This window comes from Vibrio algicola (genome assembly GCF_009601765.2).
Classification (GTDB): Bacteria; Pseudomonadota; Gammaproteobacteria; order Enterobacterales; family Vibrionaceae; genus Vibrio; species Vibrio algicola.
Genome location: NZ_CP045699.1, coordinates 357,994 through 376,836 on the forward strand (window position 1 = coordinate 357,994; position 18,843 = coordinate 376,836).

At 44.0% G+C, this 18,843-nt stretch carries 11 protein-coding genes and 3 pseudogenes; 10 read left to right on the plus strand and 4 right to left on the minus strand.

Features of this window, described 5'->3' with window-relative positions; translation table 11 throughout:
- Window positions 1-121 precede the first annotated feature (121 nt).
- Window positions 122-844 carry a DNA/RNA nuclease SfsA gene (gene sfsA / locus GFB47_RS01595; protein ID WP_153446043.1) on the minus strand — a complete coding sequence of 241 codons (723 nt, stop codon included), beginning with the start codon at window positions 842-844 and terminating at the stop codon, window positions 122-124.
- A 102-nt stretch (window positions 845-946) separates the two neighbouring features.
- Between sfsA and hrpB the strand changes: the two genes are divergently transcribed.
- From hrpB to acnB, 4 genes and pseudogenes are all read left to right on the plus strand, one after another.
- Complete coding sequence (hrpB, locus tag GFB47_RS01600; RefSeq protein WP_267904242.1) at window positions 947-3,499, plus strand: ATP-dependent helicase HrpB; 2,553 nt, start codon at window positions 947-949, stop codon at window positions 3,497-3,499.
- Window positions 3,500-3,508: 9 nt separating this feature from the next.
- Window positions 3,509-5,890, plus strand: coding sequence for a penicillin-binding protein 1B (gene mrcB, locus GFB47_RS01605; protein ID WP_178306479.1), 2,382 nt, complete (start codon window positions 3,509-3,511; stop codon window positions 5,888-5,890).
- Between the two features lie 138 nt (window positions 5,891-6,028).
- Window positions 6,029-8,302 (plus strand): patatin-like phospholipase family protein, encoded by a 2,274-nt coding sequence (locus GFB47_RS01610; RefSeq protein WP_153448103.1) that lies wholly within the window; start codon window positions 6,029-6,031, stop codon window positions 8,300-8,302.
- A gap of 300 nt (window positions 8,303-8,602) precedes the next feature.
- Window positions 8,603-11,201: pseudogene (gene acnB, locus GFB47_RS01615) on the plus strand (bifunctional aconitate hydratase 2/2-methylisocitrate dehydratase).
- Between the two features lie 108 nt (window positions 11,202-11,309).
- On the opposite strand, the gene GFB47_RS01620 reads toward acnB, so the two are convergent.
- The gene (locus GFB47_RS01620; protein ID WP_153446047.1) at window positions 11,310-11,489 is read right to left on the minus strand and encodes a hypothetical protein; all 180 of its coding nucleotides are present in this window, start codon (window positions 11,487-11,489) and stop codon (window positions 11,310-11,312) included.
- Between the two features lie 266 nt (window positions 11,490-11,755).
- Between GFB47_RS01620 and tnpA the strand changes: the two genes are divergently transcribed.
- The 4 genes and pseudogenes from tnpA to GFB47_RS16660 all read left to right on the plus strand — a co-directional run bounded on the left by tnpA (window position 11,756) and on the right by GFB47_RS16660 (window position 14,012).
- Complete coding sequence (tnpA, locus tag GFB47_RS01625) at window positions 11,756-12,070, plus strand: IS66 family insertion sequence element accessory protein TnpA (protein ID WP_153446048.1); 315 nt, start codon at window positions 11,756-11,758, stop codon at window positions 12,068-12,070.
- Window positions 12,067-12,420 (plus strand): IS66 family insertion sequence element accessory protein TnpB, encoded by a 354-nt coding sequence (tnpB, locus tag GFB47_RS01630; RefSeq protein WP_153446050.1) that lies wholly within the window; start codon window positions 12,067-12,069, stop codon window positions 12,418-12,420. The genes tnpA and tnpB overlap by 4 nt, the downstream gene beginning before the upstream one ends.
- Window positions 12,421-12,537: 117 nt before the next feature.
- Window positions 12,538-13,895: pseudogene (tnpC, locus tag GFB47_RS01635) on the plus strand (IS66 family transposase); the annotation flags it as partial.
- Window positions 13,878-14,012: a transposase domain-containing protein gene (locus GFB47_RS16660; protein WP_233282232.1), complete on the plus strand. Its 135-nt coding sequence runs from the start codon at window positions 13,878-13,880 to the stop codon at window positions 14,010-14,012. The pseudogene tnpC and the gene GFB47_RS16660, both read left to right, overlap by 18 nt.
- 171 nt (window positions 14,013-14,183) lie before the next feature.
- Here the strand turns inward: GFB47_RS16660 and GFB47_RS01640 are convergent, their stop codons facing one another.
- Window positions 14,184-16,067 carry a YadA C-terminal domain-containing protein gene (locus GFB47_RS01640; protein ID WP_153446052.1) on the minus strand — a complete coding sequence of 628 codons (1,884 nt, stop codon included), beginning with the start codon at window positions 16,065-16,067 and terminating at the stop codon, window positions 14,184-14,186.
- A 363-nt stretch (window positions 16,068-16,430) separates the two neighbouring features.
- On the opposite strand from GFB47_RS01640, the pseudogene GFB47_RS01645 reads away from it, so the two are divergent.
- A pseudogene (locus tag GFB47_RS01645) lies at window positions 16,431-17,141 on the plus strand (IS5 family transposase).
- Window positions 17,142-17,349: 208 nt separating this feature from the next.
- Entirely contained in the window at window positions 17,350-18,000 is a 651-nt protein-coding gene (locus GFB47_RS01650) for a helix-turn-helix domain-containing protein (RefSeq protein ID WP_153446053.1), read from the plus strand.
- 214 nt (window positions 18,001-18,214) lie between these two features.
- On the opposite strand, the gene GFB47_RS01655 is transcribed toward GFB47_RS01650, so the two are convergent.
- Window positions 18,215-18,709 carry a hypothetical protein gene (locus GFB47_RS01655; RefSeq protein ID WP_153446055.1) on the minus strand — a complete coding sequence of 165 codons (495 nt, stop codon included), beginning with the start codon at window positions 18,707-18,709 and terminating at the stop codon, window positions 18,215-18,217.
- Window positions 18,710-18,843: the final 134 nt, after the last annotated feature.

Consider the following 18,843-nt stretch of genomic DNA (forward strand, 5'->3'; position numbering starts at 1 on the left):
TAATCAATGGCTGACTAATTTAGGGCGGTACATATAGCAGAAAGCGATCGGCTTGGCAAACATATCTTTAATTGAATGTGAATTGTGTTAAGTGAAATGCAGCCGTTTGATGCAATATTCATCAAACATCAATGAATTCAATCTTAGATGTTAAATTCATCGCATTGGCTGATATATCTGCTTTATAGCACAGTACTTCAACGCCTAACGCTTTCGCTTGGGTTAATAATTGTGAATAGTCGGCATCAATATGGTAGGCGGCTGAGACTTTTTCAATGCCAGTATGCAAAACCGCAAATAACAGAATGGCTCGCTGACCCGATCCCACTACTTGGATTAATTCGCGTAAATGTTTTTGTCCGCGAGTGGTGACTGCATCAGGAAAATACCCTTGGCCTGAATCGGTATCCGTTTGATCTAATAGCGTGACGCTTTTGACTTCAATATAGCAATTAGGCCGATCGCTAGCGGTTAGCATCACATCAATTCTGCTGTTTTCTGTGCCATATTTCACTTCGGTTTTGAGTTCGTTATAACCGCTTAGCTCGTCAATAACGCCATTTTCTATCGCTTCAACTACTAATGCATTGGCGCGAATGGTGTTGACACAAATATGATGATCTTGTGGATCGACCGAGATCTCCCAACTATTGGGATATTTGCGTTTGAGGTTACTTGAGGTTGAATACCAAACTTGATTGCCGGGTTCTGCGCATCCGGTCATGGCGCCGGTATTGGCACAATGTATGGTTCTTTGTTCACCATTGGGTAAGGTGACATCGGTTAAAAAACGCTTATAACGCTGAATTAATGTCGCAGGTTGTAGCGGCGGAGTAAACTTCATCGGGCATCCAGAGTATTATTTGGGTAGAATCACTGCGATTTATCATGACATAAGGGTTTTACATTGTCACAGCTGTCTGCTAATCCGCCATCAAATGCCACCTTGCCGAGCGCTTCATTACCGATCATTGAAGTAATGCCTGCGCTATTACAAGCGATCGGTTCAAGCGAGCAAGTGATCTTAAAAGCGGCGCCAGGAGCGGGGAAGTCGACTCACCTGCCACTGTGCTTATTGCAGCAACAAGTCGGTGATGTGGCGCACTTGAGTGGTAAAATCATTATGATGGAGCCGCGACGATTAGCAGCGCGTAATATTGCGCATTATTTGGCTAAACAGCTTGGCGAAAGTGTTGGTGAAACGGTCGGTTACCGCATTAAAGGCGATTCTAAAGTCAGCGCCAAGACTCGGCTTGAGATTGTCACCGAAGGGGTGATGACCAAGATGATCCAATCCGATCCCGAGCTAAGCGGCATTGATCTGATTATTTTTGATGAATTCCATGAGCGTAGCATTCACGCCGATACCGCTTTGGCCTTTGGCTTGGAAGTGCAACAGGCATTGCGCGACGATCTTAAGATCTTGGTGATGTCCGCCACGCTCGACCAACAAGCTTTGTGTACCTTATTGCCCGATGCGCAATATATTGAATCACAAGGGCGTGGTTACCCGATTGAATACCACTATTCGCCATTAAAACCCAATGAATACCTAGTGCCACGTTTAGCTCAGTTGATCCCGCGTTGGATGGCGCAACAATCGGGCTCTATGTTGGTATTTCTGCCCGGTGTGGGCGATATTGTGCGGTTGCAACAAGCCTTAGTGCAGCAAAAACAACACCATGCCAATTTAAATAATATCGATATTTGTCCTTTATACGGTCAACTTGATCATCAAGCGCAGCAAATGGCGATCCAACCGAGCATGACAGGACGACGGAAGATCTGTTTGGCCACCAATATTGCCGAAACCAGCTTAACCATTGAAGGGATCCGTATGGTTATCGACTCTGGTCTTGAGCGCAGTGCTAAGTTTGATCCTAAAACCGGTATTACCAAGCTCGATCAACACATGATCGCGCAATCTTCGGCCGAGCAGCGCGCCGGACGAGCAGGGCGTTTAGAAGCGGGGATCTGCATTCGCTTATACAGCCAAGAAATGTTGCAACAACAAGTGAAAGTGCCGTTACCCGAAATTCTGCGCAGTGACTTAACCTCATTACAAATGGAGCTTATTCAATGGGGTGCCTTGCAAGCCGATGAGCTGATGTGGTTGGATAATCCGCCGCAATCCAATTTATCTCAAGCCAAAGATTTACTGCAAACCTTAGGTTTACTCGATGTTAACGGGCAGTTGACCTCAATGGCCAAACTTAGCCAAGGGTTAGGTGTTGAACCAAGACTTGCCGCGATGATATTAAAGGCGCAAGCTTTAGGCGCTAAAACGGTGTCGGCAGCGATTGCGCTGGTGGCGTTATTAGAAGAGCCTGAAAAATCGGTACTTGATATCAGCCACAGTTTGCATCGTTGGCAGCAAAAATCGCACCCTAAAACGGCGCGTCTAAACCAACGTAGCCAACAACTGGCGAATAAAATCAAGCAATTAAACATAAGTGCATTCAATAGTCAGTTTTCAGTGTCATCGGTCGATGCAGGATTATTTGGCGTCTGTGCAGCCATCGCGTTTCCCGATAGAATTGCGATGCAACGCGCCGGCTCGTTAGGTGAGTATATTCTGGCAAATGGTCATGGCGCCTCCATGCCAGAGCATGATGGATTAGCAGCAGAAGCGATGATTGTCGCGATAGATGTGATGCGTACCGTGGCAAATAAATTTTCGCCTGCCAGCGCGGTTAACAGCCAAATTTTTACTGCGGTTAGCATTGATGTGCGCGAAATACAAAACGAGTTACCGCATTTGATTCAAGCGAAAACTCAAGTGCAATGGGATGATAGTAAAGGTAAAATCATTGCCGAACAGCAGCAACGGATCGGTCAACTGGTATTAGAACGTCGCCGCTTGCCAAAACCGGAGCCAGAACTTATCACCTCGGCATTATTGGATTATATTCGCCGCAAAGGGTTGTCGGCGCTGCCTTGGAATGACAGCAGTAATAATTTATTACACCGCATGCGCAATGGGCGAGATTGGTTACCCAATGAAGCATGGCCATTATTAGACGATAGCGATCTTTTAGCACAACTCGAACATTGGCTGGCACCGTACATGCTAAACATAGAAACGGTCGCGCAATTAAAAAAGGTCAATCTAACCCAAGCCTTGTTGGCCTATTTAGCGTGGCCATTAAATAAATCTATCGATGAATGGTTGCCGACCCATTACACTTTGCCAACCGGAAATCGTAAAGCGATCCGCTATCAAGATAAGTCGCAGCCGGTGTTGTCGGTGCGAATGCAAGAAATGTTTGGTGAGTCGGATTCACCGTTGATCGCCCAAGGGCAAAAAAAGTTGGTGTTAGAGTTACTCTCACCGGCGCAAAGGCCATTACAAATCACGCAAGATTTAGCCGGTTTTTGGCAAGGCTCCTACAAAGAAGTGCAAAGAGAAATGAAAGGTCGATACCCAAAGCATGTGTGGCCAGATAACCCTGCAACACATGAGGCGACAGCGAAAACCAAGCGCAATTTTAACAAATAAAATAAAGGCATTAGATTGACGACTCCAAAAAAAAGCACCACCACAACCGCTAAGCGAAAAAGCAAAACCACGACTTCAACGCGTAAAGCGGGGCCGGCGCGTGGGCGTAAAACCAAGCCGAAGAAGCCGAAAAAAACCTTACTCAAAAAGTTATGGAGTATTGGTTGGAAGCTCGGTTTGGTGTTTATTGCATTTATGGTGGCAGCCGGTTTTTATTTTAATAATGTGGTGACCCAACGCTTTTCTGGTCAGCTATTTGAACTGCCTACCGTCGTGTACGCGCGAGTCTTAAATTTAGCGCCCGGCACTGAAATTTCGGTAGCCAAATTACGCCAAGAATTGGATGTATTGAATTACCGCAAAGTCGCCAACCCAATGCGGGAAGGGGAGTATTCGGCCTCATCAACCAAAATTGAGTTGATCCGCCGTCCGTTTGATTTTGAAAATGGCCCAGAGCCGGCGCGTCATGTGATGCTGTATTTCAAAGGCAATGAACTGAGCCGTATTCAATCATTAGACTCTAAAGCTGATCTAGGATTTTTACGTATCGAGCCTAAGATGCTGGGCATGCTCGAAGCAAAAAAATCTGAAACACGCTTATTTTTAAAGCGAGAGCAATTCCCTGAAGCGATGGTGCAAGCACTGCTTTCGACTGAGGACCGGAATTTTTACCATCACGGCGGTGTTTCACCCGTGGCGATTGCGCGTGCGTTTGTGGTGAATCTTAAAGCCGGTCGCGCAGTACAAGGAGGAAGTACTTTAACTCAACAGTTGGCTAAAAACTTATTCCTCAGCAGTGAAAAAACCTTCTGGCGTAAATTTAAAGAAGCCTATATTGCGATGATCTTAGATCATCGTTTTAGCAAAGATCGCATTTTAGAAGCCTATTTGAATGAGGTGTATTTAGGGCAAAATGGCGGCGAAGCGATCCACGGTTTTGCGTTAGCATCGCGCTATTACTTTGGCCAACCGTTGCAAGAATTGCGCATCGATCAGCTGGCGATGTTAGTTGGTATGGTGAAAGGACCATCGTATTACAATCCTGTTCGTCGCCCTGAACTGACTCAAGAACGCCGTGATTTGGTGCTTGAATTGATGATGCGTCAAAATATTTTAAGCCCAACTCAATATAATGACGCCGCCACTCGTCCGTTGGATCTGCAAAAAAATCCGCATCTTGGTCGTCGTCAGCCAGCCTATTTTGAGCAACTGCAAATTGAGCTAAAAGATAAAGTGGGTGATAAATTTAAAGCTGATACTGGTTTGCGTTTATTCACCACTCTTGATCCTGTTTCGCAAAGCTACCTAGAAGCGTCGGTGAAGCGCACATTGCCAAAACTGGAAAAACGTTCAGGTAAAGGTTTAGAAACCGCCGTAGTCGCGGTGGATCGTCAAACCGGAGAGATCCGCGCCATGGTGGGTGGACGTCAAGCGGGTTACGATGGCTTTAACCGCGCATTAAGTGCCAGCCGACAAATTGGCTCGTTGGCAAAACCGTCTGTTTACCTCACCGCATTAGAGCAAAGCGATAAGTACAATTTAGCCACCACCTTGCCTGATAGGCCGATCACGCTGACCAATAAACAAGGCAAAAAATGGTCACCGAAAAACTACGACCGAAAATTCCGTGGTGAAGTGCCTTTGTATCAAGCGATGGCCAAATCGTTAAATGTGCCAACCGTGAACTTAGGCATGCAAGTTGGTATTCCTGCTGTGATGGATACTTTAGAAAAACTCGGCGTAGATAGACAAGAGATCCGTCCGGTTCCATCTATGTTTTTAGGTTCATATTCACTTACGCCATATCAAGTGGCGCAAATGTTCCAGACCATTACCAACTCAGGCAAGCGTGCGCGCTTAACCGCGTTGCGTAATGTGACCGATGTGGATGGCAATGTGTTGTATCAAAGCGTGCCTAAAGCCTCGCAACAAGTGCCGCAACAAGCCGCTTGGCTCACTACCTACATTATGAAGCGAGTGGTGAGTGAAGGCACCAGTCGTTACCTGCAATCGAAATATGGTTGGGCAACGCTGGCGGCCAAAACCGGCACCAGTAACGATCTACGTGACAGTTGGTTTGTCGGGGTTGATGGGCGAGAAGTGGTGACCATTTGGACCGGGCGTGATGATAACAAGCCGACTAAATTAACCGGTGCCAGTGGTTCACTGCGTATTTATGCCGATTACTTATCACAACGTGCCCCAGAAAAACTGACCTTGCCGTGGCCTAAAAACATTGCCACTGATCACTTTGATGCCACTTCCGCTGGGGGTTATGAGCAAGATTGTTCTGGTAATATTGATTTGCCGATGTGGGATAAAAATGGTGAGATAAAAGATAAGTGTAACAATAGTCCGAAACGTTGGATTAAAGATTTGTTTAGCCTCTAAAAAAAGCAAATTAAAGTCAGTTAAATAGAGGCAAAAACATCCGGTTATGATTTAATGAGATGTTCAAGGTTGAATTACAAAGATAAGGATTATCGATTGAAACAGCGTCTTATTGACTATGCCTGGTGTTTATTGCCTATGTTGTTATTTAGCATAAGCACAGCATCGAATGCCGAAGAAATAATGGCAGATGGACAGTCTCGCCCTACTATTGCAGTGGTGTTGGCGGGAGGCGGAGCTAAAGGCGCAGCGCATATTGGGGTGTTGAAAGCCTTAGAGGAAATGCGTATTCCGGTTGATATTGTTACCGGTACCAGTATGGGGTCGTATGTAGGCGGTCTTTATGCGCTAGGCATGGATGCGGATGAAATAGAAAAAACCTTATATGAAATTGACTGGAACTCCGGTTACCACGACCGAGTTGAGCGTAGTGAGCGGCGCATACGTGATAAAGTGTATGATGATCGTTACCAACTGCACACCGATCTTGGTTTGCGCTGGATTGGGGTTCAAGTGCCTAAAGGGGTAGTGCAAGGGCAAAATATGCTGCACATCCTGCGTCAAAGCACCAAAAATATTCCTGCATTTCAATCTTTTGACGATCTTCCTATTCACTATCGAGCGGTCGCCACCGATATCCTCGCCCTTAAACCTGTGGTACTAAAAGATGGTGAAATCGTGGATGCCATGATGGCCAGTATGTCGGTGCCAGGCGCACTCCCTCCGTATAAATATCGAGGTATGCTGCTGGTGGATGGCGGTGTGACCAATAATATGCCAGTCGATATTGCGCGAGAAATGGGCGCTGATATTATTATTGCGGTCGATATTAGTACCGATTATCTCACCGGCGACCAATTAACCACTTTTTTGACTGTCGGCAATCAACTTTCTAATTATTTGGTCCGTCGCAGCACTCAAGAGCAAAGTGAAAAACTGCATGATACGGATGTTTTACTTAAACCTCATGTGGGTAACATGTCGACCACCGATTTTGCTGAAATGCCAGAGGCGTTAAAGCAGGGCTATCAAGTAGCCGAACAAAATAAAAAAATCTTACAAGCCTACTCAATTCCAGAGTTAGATTATCTTGCTTATCAAAATAAAAAAAATGCCATTCGAGAAAAAATCCATAGCGGTTCGGATTTACAACTGGCGAAAGTGAATATCATCAATAACAGCCACTATAATGAAAAATTACTGCGTCATCGTTTAGATATTGAAGCAGGTGAAACCTATACCAGTGATGAGATAGAGACCAAAGTGCGGGATTTATATGCTTTAGACCGGTTTGAACGTATCTCGTATCAATATACCGAAACGGAAGATGGTAAAGCGGACCTCACGATTGATGTTAATGAAAAAGAATGGGGGCCTAATTATTTAGACTTTCGTTTCTCATTAGAAGATAACTTTAAAAACTCGAGTAAATATTCGATTGGTTTAACCAGCAACTTTACCGATCTTACCGATGATGGTGCGGAACTCAGAACCAACTTTGAAATAGGAACGGATAAGCTTATCGTGTTTGAGTTGTATGTCCCGATGTCTTATAACCAGAATTTCTTCACCTCGTTTTCTGGCAGTTATCTCGATGAAAAATCGAGTATATTTATACCTCAAAACTCCCTCAACTCTAATTCTATCGATACGTCGACCAGTTTGTCTGATACTGAAAACTCATTACCAGTGGATTACATTCGTTGGGTTGGGGACATTGCACTCGGTTTTCAACCAACCTTATGGCAAGAGTTTCGAGTTGGGATCCGCTACACCGATGGCAACACATCGATTACCGGCCTGCCTGCTGCTGGAGATTTTGATTATACTCGCCAAGGCGCGTATGTACGTTATCGTTTTGACACCTTAAATGATGTCAATTTTCCAACTAAAGGCTATTACGCGGATTTGCAGTATTTGTTGTCGCAAGATGAAACCGAAGATAGTGGGAATACCAGTAAAGATATCGTATCAGAAATTTCAGCCAAATTGATGGTGGCTGAACATTATAAAAAGCATTCATTAGTCGCTCAGGTGGAATATGAGACCATTGATAGCCGTCATGCGATAGTTCCTATTGCGCCGCGTGAACTCGGTGGTTTTCTTAATTTATCTGGCCTGCCTAAAGACAGTTTAACGGGCAGCAATAAAGCCTTTAGCAGTTTGGTTTATCGCTATAAATGGTTTGAGAATGATTTTGGTTTATTCCAATCGCCAGTTTATTTAGGTGCTTCATTAGAATATGGTGGTGTTTGGGTCGATCCTAATAAAAAACTTGATACCGATTCTATGTATTTTTCCGGCTCGCTCTTTACTGGCATTGATTCGCCTGTAGGGCCAATAATGTTAGCTTATGGACAAACAGAGCAAGGGTTCGAGTCCGTATATCTAATTGTTGGTTCTTCTTTTTGATAAAGGCGAATGCATGCGGATACATAAGGGTATACATAGGCAACTAAGATCGCCATAGTCGATATTGGCTAAATTTCAGTAAATTAGTTCCGATTTTGCAAGCGTGGTCAAACTCGCTGGATTTTAATGCTTCGTTAAATTTGTTATTATATTGTACAAAATATGGGCTCTATGTCGTATTTGAGTATGCATAATTAATCTTATTTTATTCATACTAAGTCGATAGGAAGTCAATTTCCAAGGATGTTCCCCTTCAATACACTCTAGAGAAAGGGCGAACCGCAATGAGAGGAAGAAGTCGTGCTTGAAGCTTACCGTAAACACGTCGAAGAGCGTGCTGCTGAAGGAATTGTCGCAAAACCTTTAGACGCAGAGCAGGTTGCTGCTCTGGTAGAATTGCTAAAAAATCCACCTCAAGGTGAAGAAAGCGTTCTTATCGATTTACTTGAAAACCGCATCCCACCAGGGGTAGATGAAGCGGCTTATGTTAAAGCTGGTTTTCTAACCGCTGTCGCCAAAGATGAAGCGCAATCGCCATTAATTAGCCGTGAAAAAGCGGCCGAACTGCTTGGCACCATGCAAGGCGGTTATAACATTGAACCCTTAATCAGCTTTTTAGACGATGATTTGCTTGCGCCGATCGCGGTTGAAGCCCTGTCTCATACTTTGCTGATGTTCGATTCTTTCCATGATGTTGAAGAAAAAGCCAAAGCGGGTAACGCTTCTGCGCAACAAGTTCTTCAAGCTTGGGCAGATGCAGATTGGTTCTTGAAAAAACCACAAACTGCTGACAAAGTGACATTAACCGTATTTAAAGTGACTGGCGAAACCAATACCGATGATCTGTCTCCTGCACCGGATGCATGGTCTCGTCCAGACATTCCATTACATGCTCTTGCGATGCTGAAAAATGCCCGCGAAGGTATCGAACCTGATCAAGCGGGCGAAATTGGCCCAATCAAACAAATTGAAGCGCTAAAAGAAAAAGGCCACCAATTAGTTTACGTTGGTGATGTTGTCGGTACCGGTTCTTCGCGTAAATCGGCGACTAACTCAGTGCTTTGGTTAATGGGGGATGATATTCCTTATGTGCCAAATAAACGTGCGGGTGGTTTCTGTCTTGGCGGTAAAATTGCACCGATCTTCTTTAATACCATGGAAGATGCTGGCGCGCTGCCGATTGAGCTTGATGTGTCTAAAATGGACATGGGTGATGTGATTGATATTTATCCGCACGACGGAAAAGTATGCAAACATGGCACTGATGAAGTGATTTCAACCTTTAAACTAAAAACCGATGTGCTTTATGATGAAGTGCGTGCCGGTGGACGTATTCCGTTGATCATTGGCCGCGGCTTAACCGATCGTGCGCGTACCGCATTAGATCTAGAGCCTTCTAAAGTCTTCCGTCGCCCAGTACCAGTAGCCGATTCAGGCAAAGGCTTTACCTTAGCGCAAAAAATGGTGGGTAAAGCATGTGGCGTAGCCGGTGTTCGCCCAGGTACTTACTGTGAACCGAAAATGACGACGGTGGGCTCGCAAGATACTACTGGCCCTATGACGCGTGATGAACTTAAAGACTTAGCTTGTCTTGGTTTCTCAGCTGATTTAACCATGCAGTCGTTCTGTCATACTTCGGCTTACCCAAAACCTATTGATGTGAATACTCACCATACGCTACCTGATTTCATTATGAACCGTGGCGGCGTCGCACTGCGCCCTGGCGATGGTATCATTCACTCTTGGTTAAACCGTATGCTTCTGCCTGATACCGTTGGTACGGGGGGGGATTCGCATACACGTTTCCCATTAGGGATTTCATTCCCCGCTGGTTCTGGTTTAGTAGCCTTTGCTGCTGCGACTGGCGTTATGCCATTGGATATGCCGGAATCTATTTTGGTGCGCTTTAAAGGCGACATGCAACCGGGTATCACCTTGCGTGATTTGGTACATGCCATTCCTTATGTGGCGATCCAAAAAGGGCTATTAACCGTTGCTAAAGCGGGCAAAGTGAATGAGTTCTCTGGTCGTATTCTTGAGATCGAAGGTCTTGAGCATTTAACCATTGAGCAAGCGTTTGAATTATCCGATGCATCGGCTGAGCGTTCAGCAGCAGGTTGTACGGTTAAGTTATCGGAAGAGTCGATTGCTGAATACTTAAACTCGAACGTTGTAATGCTTAAATGGATGATCTCGGAAGGTTACGGCGATCGTCGTACTATCGAGCGCCGTATTAAAGCAATGGAAGAGAGTGGCTAGCCAACCCTGAGCTAATGAGCGCAGATAAAGACGCTGAATATGCTCATGTGATTGAGATTGATCTGGCCGATATTAAAGAGCCGGTTCTTTGTGCGCCAAACGATCCAGATGATGCGCGTTATTGTCGGAAGTGCAGGGCACTCAAATTGATGAAGTGTTTATTGGTTCTTGCATGACTAACATCGGTCATTTCCGCGCCGCAGGTAAACTGCTAGAGAAGCACAAAGGTTCGCTTGATACGCGTCTTTGGGTTGCTCCGCCAACGAAAATGGACCGCGACCAACTCACCGAAGAAGGCTATTACGGCATCTTTGGTCGTGCTGGAGTACGTATTGAAACTCCGGGCTGTTCATTGTGTATGGGTAACCAAGCTCGAGTTGAAGACAGCGCAACGGTGATGTCGACCTCAACCCGTAACTTCCCGAACCGTTTGGGTACTGGTGCCAACGTGTATTTGGCCTCGGCTGAATTATCTGCCGTTGGTGCTATTTTAGGGCGTATTCCTACTATGGCGGAATACATGCAATATGCCGAGCAAATTAACGCCACCGCAGCCGATACTTATCGCTATTTGAACTTCCATAAAATGGCAAGCTACACTAAAAAAGCCGACACTGTGATTTTCCAAGAGCCAGCATAAGGCGCTTAGAGGTCAAGGTTTATAGCGCGATGTTTATACAACAAGGCTTATAGATGTTAAAAACAAAAACCGCTGAAATTTCAGCGGTTTTTTTATGTTTGATGGCATTTAACGATTGTTGATACCTGCGATAAAGTTTAATTCATACGCCAATAACCGATTGTTTATGGTTTTTTCTTCTTCGCTTAAAACTATATCATCAAACAATTTTGCGCCGTATTTTATGAACATAATGTAGAACACCGACATTGGCACATCTTTGGTATGATGACTCTCGATGATCTTCATTCGATACTCCTGCAGATCGTTATTGGTTCGCTTGCAACTGTATAATTTTGAATAATAGCCACTCATAATGTAATTTAATTTCAGTTGGTAATCGTAAAGCACTCGCTCATTGAGCGATTTTTGAAACCCATCTTCTGCTTGAACAAAGTCTAAACGCTTGAATATATCTTGTTTAACTGTTAATTCGTAAGCGCATCATAAAACCCGCATTCTAATCGTCTAGCCTGAATAATAAGATCAAACCTCCAACCCAAAGGAGATTTGAAATAGCACAGCGACACACTGATCAAGAATGGCAAATATTTATTGAACAATCACAATCAAGTTCATTGTCAAAGCTTGCATTTTGCAAGCTTAATGACCTCAACCCATCAACGTATTATGCTAAGCGCAAGCAATTCACAGAAACGCTCATGCCTCAAGGTTTTGTTAAAGCCGAAGTCGTTGAAAAGACCACAAAGTATCAAGCCACTCACACTGCCGTTGCCAACATGACATTACTGGTAAAAAATGTTGAGCTGAGCATCCCACAAGGAACACCAGCAACCTATCTTGCAGAACTTATCGGTGCACTATCATGAAACACATGCTCTGCGCCCCTGAGATTTATTTATATCGTGAAAGCATCGATTTTAGAAAGTCCATTAACGGCCTTGCCGCGATTATCGAAAGTGATACCAGTTTGCCTCTTGGCAGCGGTGCATTGTTCCTATTTACCAATAAACAACGCGATAAAATCAAAGTGCTGTACTGGGATAAAACAGGCTTTGCACTTTGGTATAAGCGTCTCGAAAAAGCCAAATACAAATGGCCTTACAAAGAGAAAAATCCGGTATTTACGCTTACTCAATTCGAGCTTGGTAGACTGCTTTCTGGTTTCACGATTATCGGCCGCAAACCCATTGAAATGAACGACTTTACAATGACTTAAACGATAATAAAGACGTATCCACCAAGCATTAATGGCATGATATTTAGTATAATAAATATCATGAAAAAGACGCCAGATATCAACCCGGAAAGTCAAAATATTGCCGAGCTACAAGCGATGGTAAAAACACTGATATCTGAGAAAAGTGAGTGGAAACAAGAACGCCAATCGTTGCTTGAACAACTCAAGCTTGCCTTCGACCGTCAGTTCGCCAAACGCTCAGAAGCATTAAAACCTTACGATGATGCTCAAGGCGATCTCTTCAACGAAGTGGAATGTGAAGCGGCGGCGGAAGAAGAAGTTGAAATAACGACAACGACCACAACGACTAAAAAACGTGGTAAACGCAAACCACTACCGAAAACGCTACCTCGAGATATTATCGAACTCGATTTAGACGATGATGAAAAAGAATGCCCATGTTGTCAGCATAGCCTGCATAAAATCGGTGAAGACCGCAGCGAAAAGCTGGAGTTCACGCCAGCGGTACTCAAAGTGCTAGAATATGTTCGTCCTAAGTATGCTTGTCGCGAGTGCGAAAAAACGAAAGACAACTGCCACATCATTCAAAAACCGGCACCGGTGAGCATTATTCCTAAGAGCTTCGCCACAGAAAGCTTGCTGGCCAATATTATCCTTGGTAAATACCGATATGCGATGCCACTTTATCGCCAAGAATCACTGTTTAGCCAATCGGGTATCGAGTTATCGCGCACAACTATGGCAGGTGGGTTATCCAAGTCAGTGAGAAGTTCAGCCCTCTTTATGAAGCCTTAAAACTGTACTTACTCAAACAAGTCGTGGTGCAGGCAGATGAAACGCCGCTCAACGTGCTCAAAGAAGATAAAAAATGTTATATGTGGCTCTACTGTTCAGGGGCAGACTCACCAGAGGCGGCACTCCCACATGTTAACAATATTGCCTTATACGACTATCAAAATAGTCGCGCGAAAGCATGCCCTATGAATTTTTTAGGTCACTATGATGGTTATCTACAAACGGATGGATATAGGGCTTATGATGGTCTTCATCGCGTAACGAATGTGGGCTGTCTGGCTCATGCCAGACGTAAATTCATGGACGCGAAAAAGCTTCAAGGCAAAGGTAAGTCGGGCAAAGCGGATATAGCACTGGCAAAAATCCAAAAGCTCTATGGGATTGAATCTCGCCTAAAAGGCGCGAATGCCGAAAAACGAAAAGCAGAACGTCAAACGGTCGCCAAGCCCATACTAGATGAGTTTTACGAATGGATGACCACTCAGAAAGTAGTCGAATCTAGCACATTGGGTAAAGCGATAAAATACACGCTTAGGCAATGGCCAAAACTCAGTCGTTATATCGATGATGGTCACTTATCTATAGACAATAATCGCGCTGAACGGGCAATTAAATCGCTGGTTATTGGCAGAAAAAACTGGCTCTTCTCTACTAATCCCAACGGGGCGGAAGCAAGTGCGATGCTTTACAGCATCGTCGAGACAGCGAAAGCCAACGGTTTAATCCTCTATGACTACTTGGTCAAATGCATGCAGGAACTGGCGAAAGCTGAGCCAGATATCGATGCAATTCTGCCATGGAATTTCAAACATTAATAATATCGCCCCGTGGGTTCATGGGGCGGATACATTGGTTCAGACGTACTCCTTAATAGCAAAACGTCAGACAACCTCGCTTTAGAGCTAATAACAATTTACTTATGGTCTGTTACTTTTTTGGGGCAAAAAAGCTACCATCCATGGTGGCAGGACTAACAAAAATTCGTCTTAAAACTCGTAACCTACACCGGCGTAGCTAGTTACTTGCTCTGAACCAGTATCGTAAGCGCCACCTAATTTAACTGTTAGTGACTCATTGATACGGTAGCCAGAACCGATTGCAATTGCATTTGCATCACCAGAATGACCTACTGCAGCCGTCATGTTAATTTTACCCACACCGTATGGGCTAACTAAACCAGCGAACGCACCTGCTTGGGCCATTGAGCCATCAATTTTCTTCGCTTGTGCTTCCAAGTCAGATCTAAGACCATCGATTTCTTTCTTGTTGTCAGCGATATTTGCAGTATTTTTATCTATTGCACCACTATTACTAGCAACTCTAGAAGTTATAGTTTCAATTGAACTATAGTTTTGTGCGGTACTAGGTGCATATGTTGGAGCTGGAGCACTTTGTCTAGTCACGTTTTGATCATCAGTGGCATCACCAGACATGGCCCAAAGATCAGCTTTGCTGTACTTACTAGTCAAAGCATCTTTTTGAAGATCTGCATTGTTACGAGTATCCGCATGACCAAGAATTCGGTCACCATTTTGAAGTTGATCTGGACCTCGTACATCTGGCTGACCATCTTTTCTCACAACGATGGCGTATTCCCCTAATTTAGTAGGTGGTAACGCCTGCCCTGTAATCGTCCCCTCCGTACCCGTAACTATATGCTGAGCAACCGGCACTTCATTACCAGAAGCTACTGGTGCAACTAAACGTTGAGGATGAGCCACTGGTATCAATGTACCTTCCGGTGTTTTTTGCGGTGCAACCAACGCTGTTGGATGAGCAACCGGCACTTCATTACCAGAAGCTACTGGTGCAACTAAACGTTGAGGATGAGCCACTGGTATCAATGTGCCTTCCGGTGTTTTTTGTGGTGCAACCAACGCTGTTGGATGAGCAACCGGCACTTCATTACCAGAAGCTACTGGTGCAACTAAACGTTGAGGATGAGCCACTGGTATCAATGTGCCTTCCGGTGTTTTTTGCGGTGCAACCAACGCTGTTGGATGAGCAACCGGCACTTCATTACCAGAAGCTACTGGTGCAACTAAACGTTGAGGATGAGACACTGGTATCAATGTGCCTTCCGGTGTTTTTTGCGGTGCAACCAACGCTGTTGGATGAGCAACCGGCACTTCATTACCAGAAGCTACTGGTGCAACTAAACGTTGAGGATGAGCCACTGGTATCAATGTGCCTTCCGGTGTTTTTTGTGGTGCAACCAACGCTGTTGGATGAGCAACCGGCACTTCATTACCAGAAGCTACTGGTGCAACTAAACGTTGAGGATGAGCCACTGGTATCAATGTGCCTTCCGGTGTTTTTTGCGGTGCAACCAACGCTGTTGGATGAGCAACCGGCACTTCATTACCAGAAGCTACTGGTGCAACTAAACGTTGAGGATGAGACACTGGTATCAATGTGCCTTCCGGTGTTTTTTGCGGTGCAACCAACGCTGTTGGATGAGCAACCGGCACTTCATTACCAGAAGCTACTGGTGCAACTAAACGTTGAGGATGAGCCACTGGTATCAATGTTCCTTCCGGTGTTTTTTGCGGTGCAACCAACGCTGTTGGATGAGCAACCGGCACTTCATTACCAGAAGCTACTGGTGCAACTAAACGTTGAGGATGAGACACTGGTATCAATGTGCCTTCCGGTGTTTTTTGCGGTGCAACCAACGCTGTTGGATGAGCAACCGGCACTTCATTACCAGAAGCTACTGGTGCAACTAAACGTTGAGGATGAGACACTGGTATCAATGTGCCTTCCGGTGTTTTTTGCGGTGCAACCAACGCTGTTGGATGAGCCATTGCTTGACCTGTAAATACAGTTGCCATAGCGATTGCTGAAGCAATCATTGTTAATTTTCTCATAAATCCTCACATAACCGATATAGAACATCTGTTCCAATTAAAGGGTGGCTCAATAAAGTCAATTTGGACTCTTTTGGGTCACTAGTTGACTTGAATGTATCATTTAATTGTAAGTTTTCATCAGATAAAGTTTGTAAACTAATTTTCCAAATTTAATTTTTTTGCAGCTACCAACATAGAAACAGATAGTTAGCCTATTAAAATGCAGGTAAACACATTGCAGAGACAAATTTATGACTAGGGCGTGTTGATCTTTCGTGAGTGTTTTTTGAACAGCATGGTAAAGGGTTATAATTTGCTTCGCCAAAAGTAAAACCATAACCAATACCACGCCAAGAACAATGCTAACTGCTACTCCAAGTGATGAAAAGTACAAGTCGTATTTACGATAAAGCTGAGCATCGAATGACATTTGAAGGAATACTTTATCGAATGAGAACAGGTATTCCTTGGCGAGATCTCCCCTCTGAGTTCGGAGAGTGGAGTACCGTTTACAGACGATTTAATCTTTGGTCAAAGAAAGGGGTTTTAGATAATCTTTTCAGAAGCTTATCTAGCATGGTTGATTTTGAATGGGTCTTTCTTGATGGCTCTATAGCTCGAGCGCATCAGCATAGCACAGGTGCAGCTACTGAAAGCTCAGAGCAAATAGGAAAAAGTCGCGGGGACAACTCAACCAAAGTTCACTTAGCTGTGGATAGTGGTGGCCTGCCGATTTGCTTTAATTTATCAGAAGGCCAACGCCACGATATAGTGCATGCCGAAAGCTTAGTTGAACAACTCGATGAAGTTAATACCATCGTTTGTGATAAAGGATATGACAGCGAACCTTTCTGTACTCTTGTTAAGGAACGTGGCGGAGAAACGGTCATTGCTAAACGTAATTACGGACAAGATATAGACAAAGACAGTATGGATTAGTGTCTATACAAGTATCGTCACTTGGTCGAAAATGCCTTTGGGAGAATTAAGCATTATCGAGCTATTTCAGTCAGATATGACAAGTTAGAAAGGAATTATGCCAGCATGTTATCGCTGACATTCATGTTGATGTGGCTACCGATGTATTGTTGAACGCAAAATGTACAGCAAAGTTCAACACGCCCTAGACATGGTAATAAAAATACGCTTTTATAAAGGAATTCTTATTTATCTATATCTTAACGTGATATAAGAATTTGATCCGCGGACTACAATTACTGTAGTACTTTTTTTAAAACAATGAGTAAGATAAACAGTGAAGTGTAACGTTCAATACACCTAAATACTTCTGGAGGAATTTATGACGTCGGAACAGTCAATTCTGGCAAAGAACATTCAACAACGAATGAATGACTTAAATATCAAATCAAATTTGGCTTTGTCAAAGGTGTCAGGAGTGAGTCGAGCAGTCATTACTAATATTATGTTGCACCCAGAAAAATCGATAATGTCGGACAGTGCTTTACTTTTAAGCGAAACCCTAGATTGCAGTATGGAATGGCTTCTAACTGGAAAGGGGCCCATAAATCGGGAGCATGAAGTAGATAATCAGAAACGGTCAGGTGCACCATTGCTCTCTCTAAACGATATTTCCGAACGTGGTATTGAGCCGCTTCTTGTCGAAGCTTCTGAAAGTGACTCAATTACACGGTTGATGTGTCCATCGGGAAATGAGCCTGGCATTTTTACTGTTTGGCAAAACCGTCCAATGGGAAGAATAAACCATTCAGGGCATATCTATTTTAACAAGGATAAGAATCCAGTATCAGGACAACTAGTCATCGCAAGAACCACACCGGATGCGCCAGTGAGTTATATGGAATTTTATTGCGCTCATGAAAAACAGTTCTTACGAAGTATAGAAGAAAGTATTCCGGAAAATTTACGTACAATTGAATACGAAGATGGCATGGAGATCATCGCAACCTTTGAATGCTTTGTCGTGACTTAGTCAAATTGAGTCACCCAAATTCAGCATACTTCTCGCAAGCGTAAGTACCCCGTGCATGCACGGGGTACTTACTGTTATAACTCCATACGGAGTTGACCTGAATCCTTTTCGCCCTGATGTCTAACGTAATTAGCTATGACTTGTTCATCCTCGCCTACGCTACTGACAAACAAACAATATTCTCTTTCCGGTAAACCTTACTTAACTATTCTGGTCAAGCCCAATAGGGATCGGTGGTCGCCATTCGACGTTCTTCACTTAACTCACAACTTTTTTGGATGAGTTCCACTCTTGAGCCAATAAACAGGCTTAGCCAACGTAAAATCCACGCAATTTGTTGTTGTGCTTGGCGGTTATAATTCTTCTTTGACATCAGAAAAACATGACCGAGTGGTTTACCTCCGATGTAATAAACCATTCCAATATAGCTTTGCACTTGGAGTGACAATATGGCGCTATCATCGACAAAGACCTCACTCATATCGGAATAATAAACCACATCATCTTGCTTGACGACTCGCTGGCAAGGGGTTCCAAATACATCAAATTCAATTGCGGGGATTTCACCGTCAGGCCCGATAAAACACAAAGGCGTTGCGACTTCCTTTCCTTCTGAAAGGGTGGTCACACAAGCAAAATCCCACTTAGATTCGTCGAGTATGAGCGTTAAGGATTGGCGTAAAATCTCATCATAATCTGTGAGTTTCAATACTTCCCTATGCAAGCGAGATAGCACCGTAAGTATTTGAACTTATTCTGAATGAGACATATCAATATCCTTTTGAAATTATCTAATGAGCTTACAAGATTCGAACGCCAATCGCTTTTTATTCGTTTAGTAAG

Coding starts and splice junctions, on each gene's coding strand:
- GFB47_RS16660 (WP_233282232.1), top strand. CDS start 13,878: ATGCTTTACAGCATCGTCGAGACAGCGAAAGCCAACGGTTTAATCCTC.
- GFB47_RS01640 (WP_153446052.1), bottom strand. CDS start 16,067: ATGAGAAAATTAACAATGATTGCTTCAGCAATCGCTATGGCAACTGTA.
- GFB47_RS01650 (WP_153446053.1), top strand. CDS start 17,350: ATGACGTCGGAACAGTCAATTCTGGCAAAGAACATTCAACAACGAATG.
- tnpB (WP_153446050.1), top strand. CDS start 12,067: ATGAAACACATGCTCTGCGCCCCTGAGATTTATTTATATCGTGAAAGC.
- GFB47_RS01610 (WP_153448103.1), top strand. CDS start 6,029: ATGTTGTTATTTAGCATAAGCACAGCATCGAATGCCGAAGAAATAATG.
- GFB47_RS01620 (WP_153446047.1), bottom strand. CDS start 11,489: ATGAAGATCATCGAGAGTCATCATACCAAAGATGTGCCAATGTCGGTG.
- sfsA (WP_153446043.1), bottom strand. CDS start 844: ATGAAGTTTACTCCGCCGCTACAACCTGCGACATTAATTCAGCGTTAT.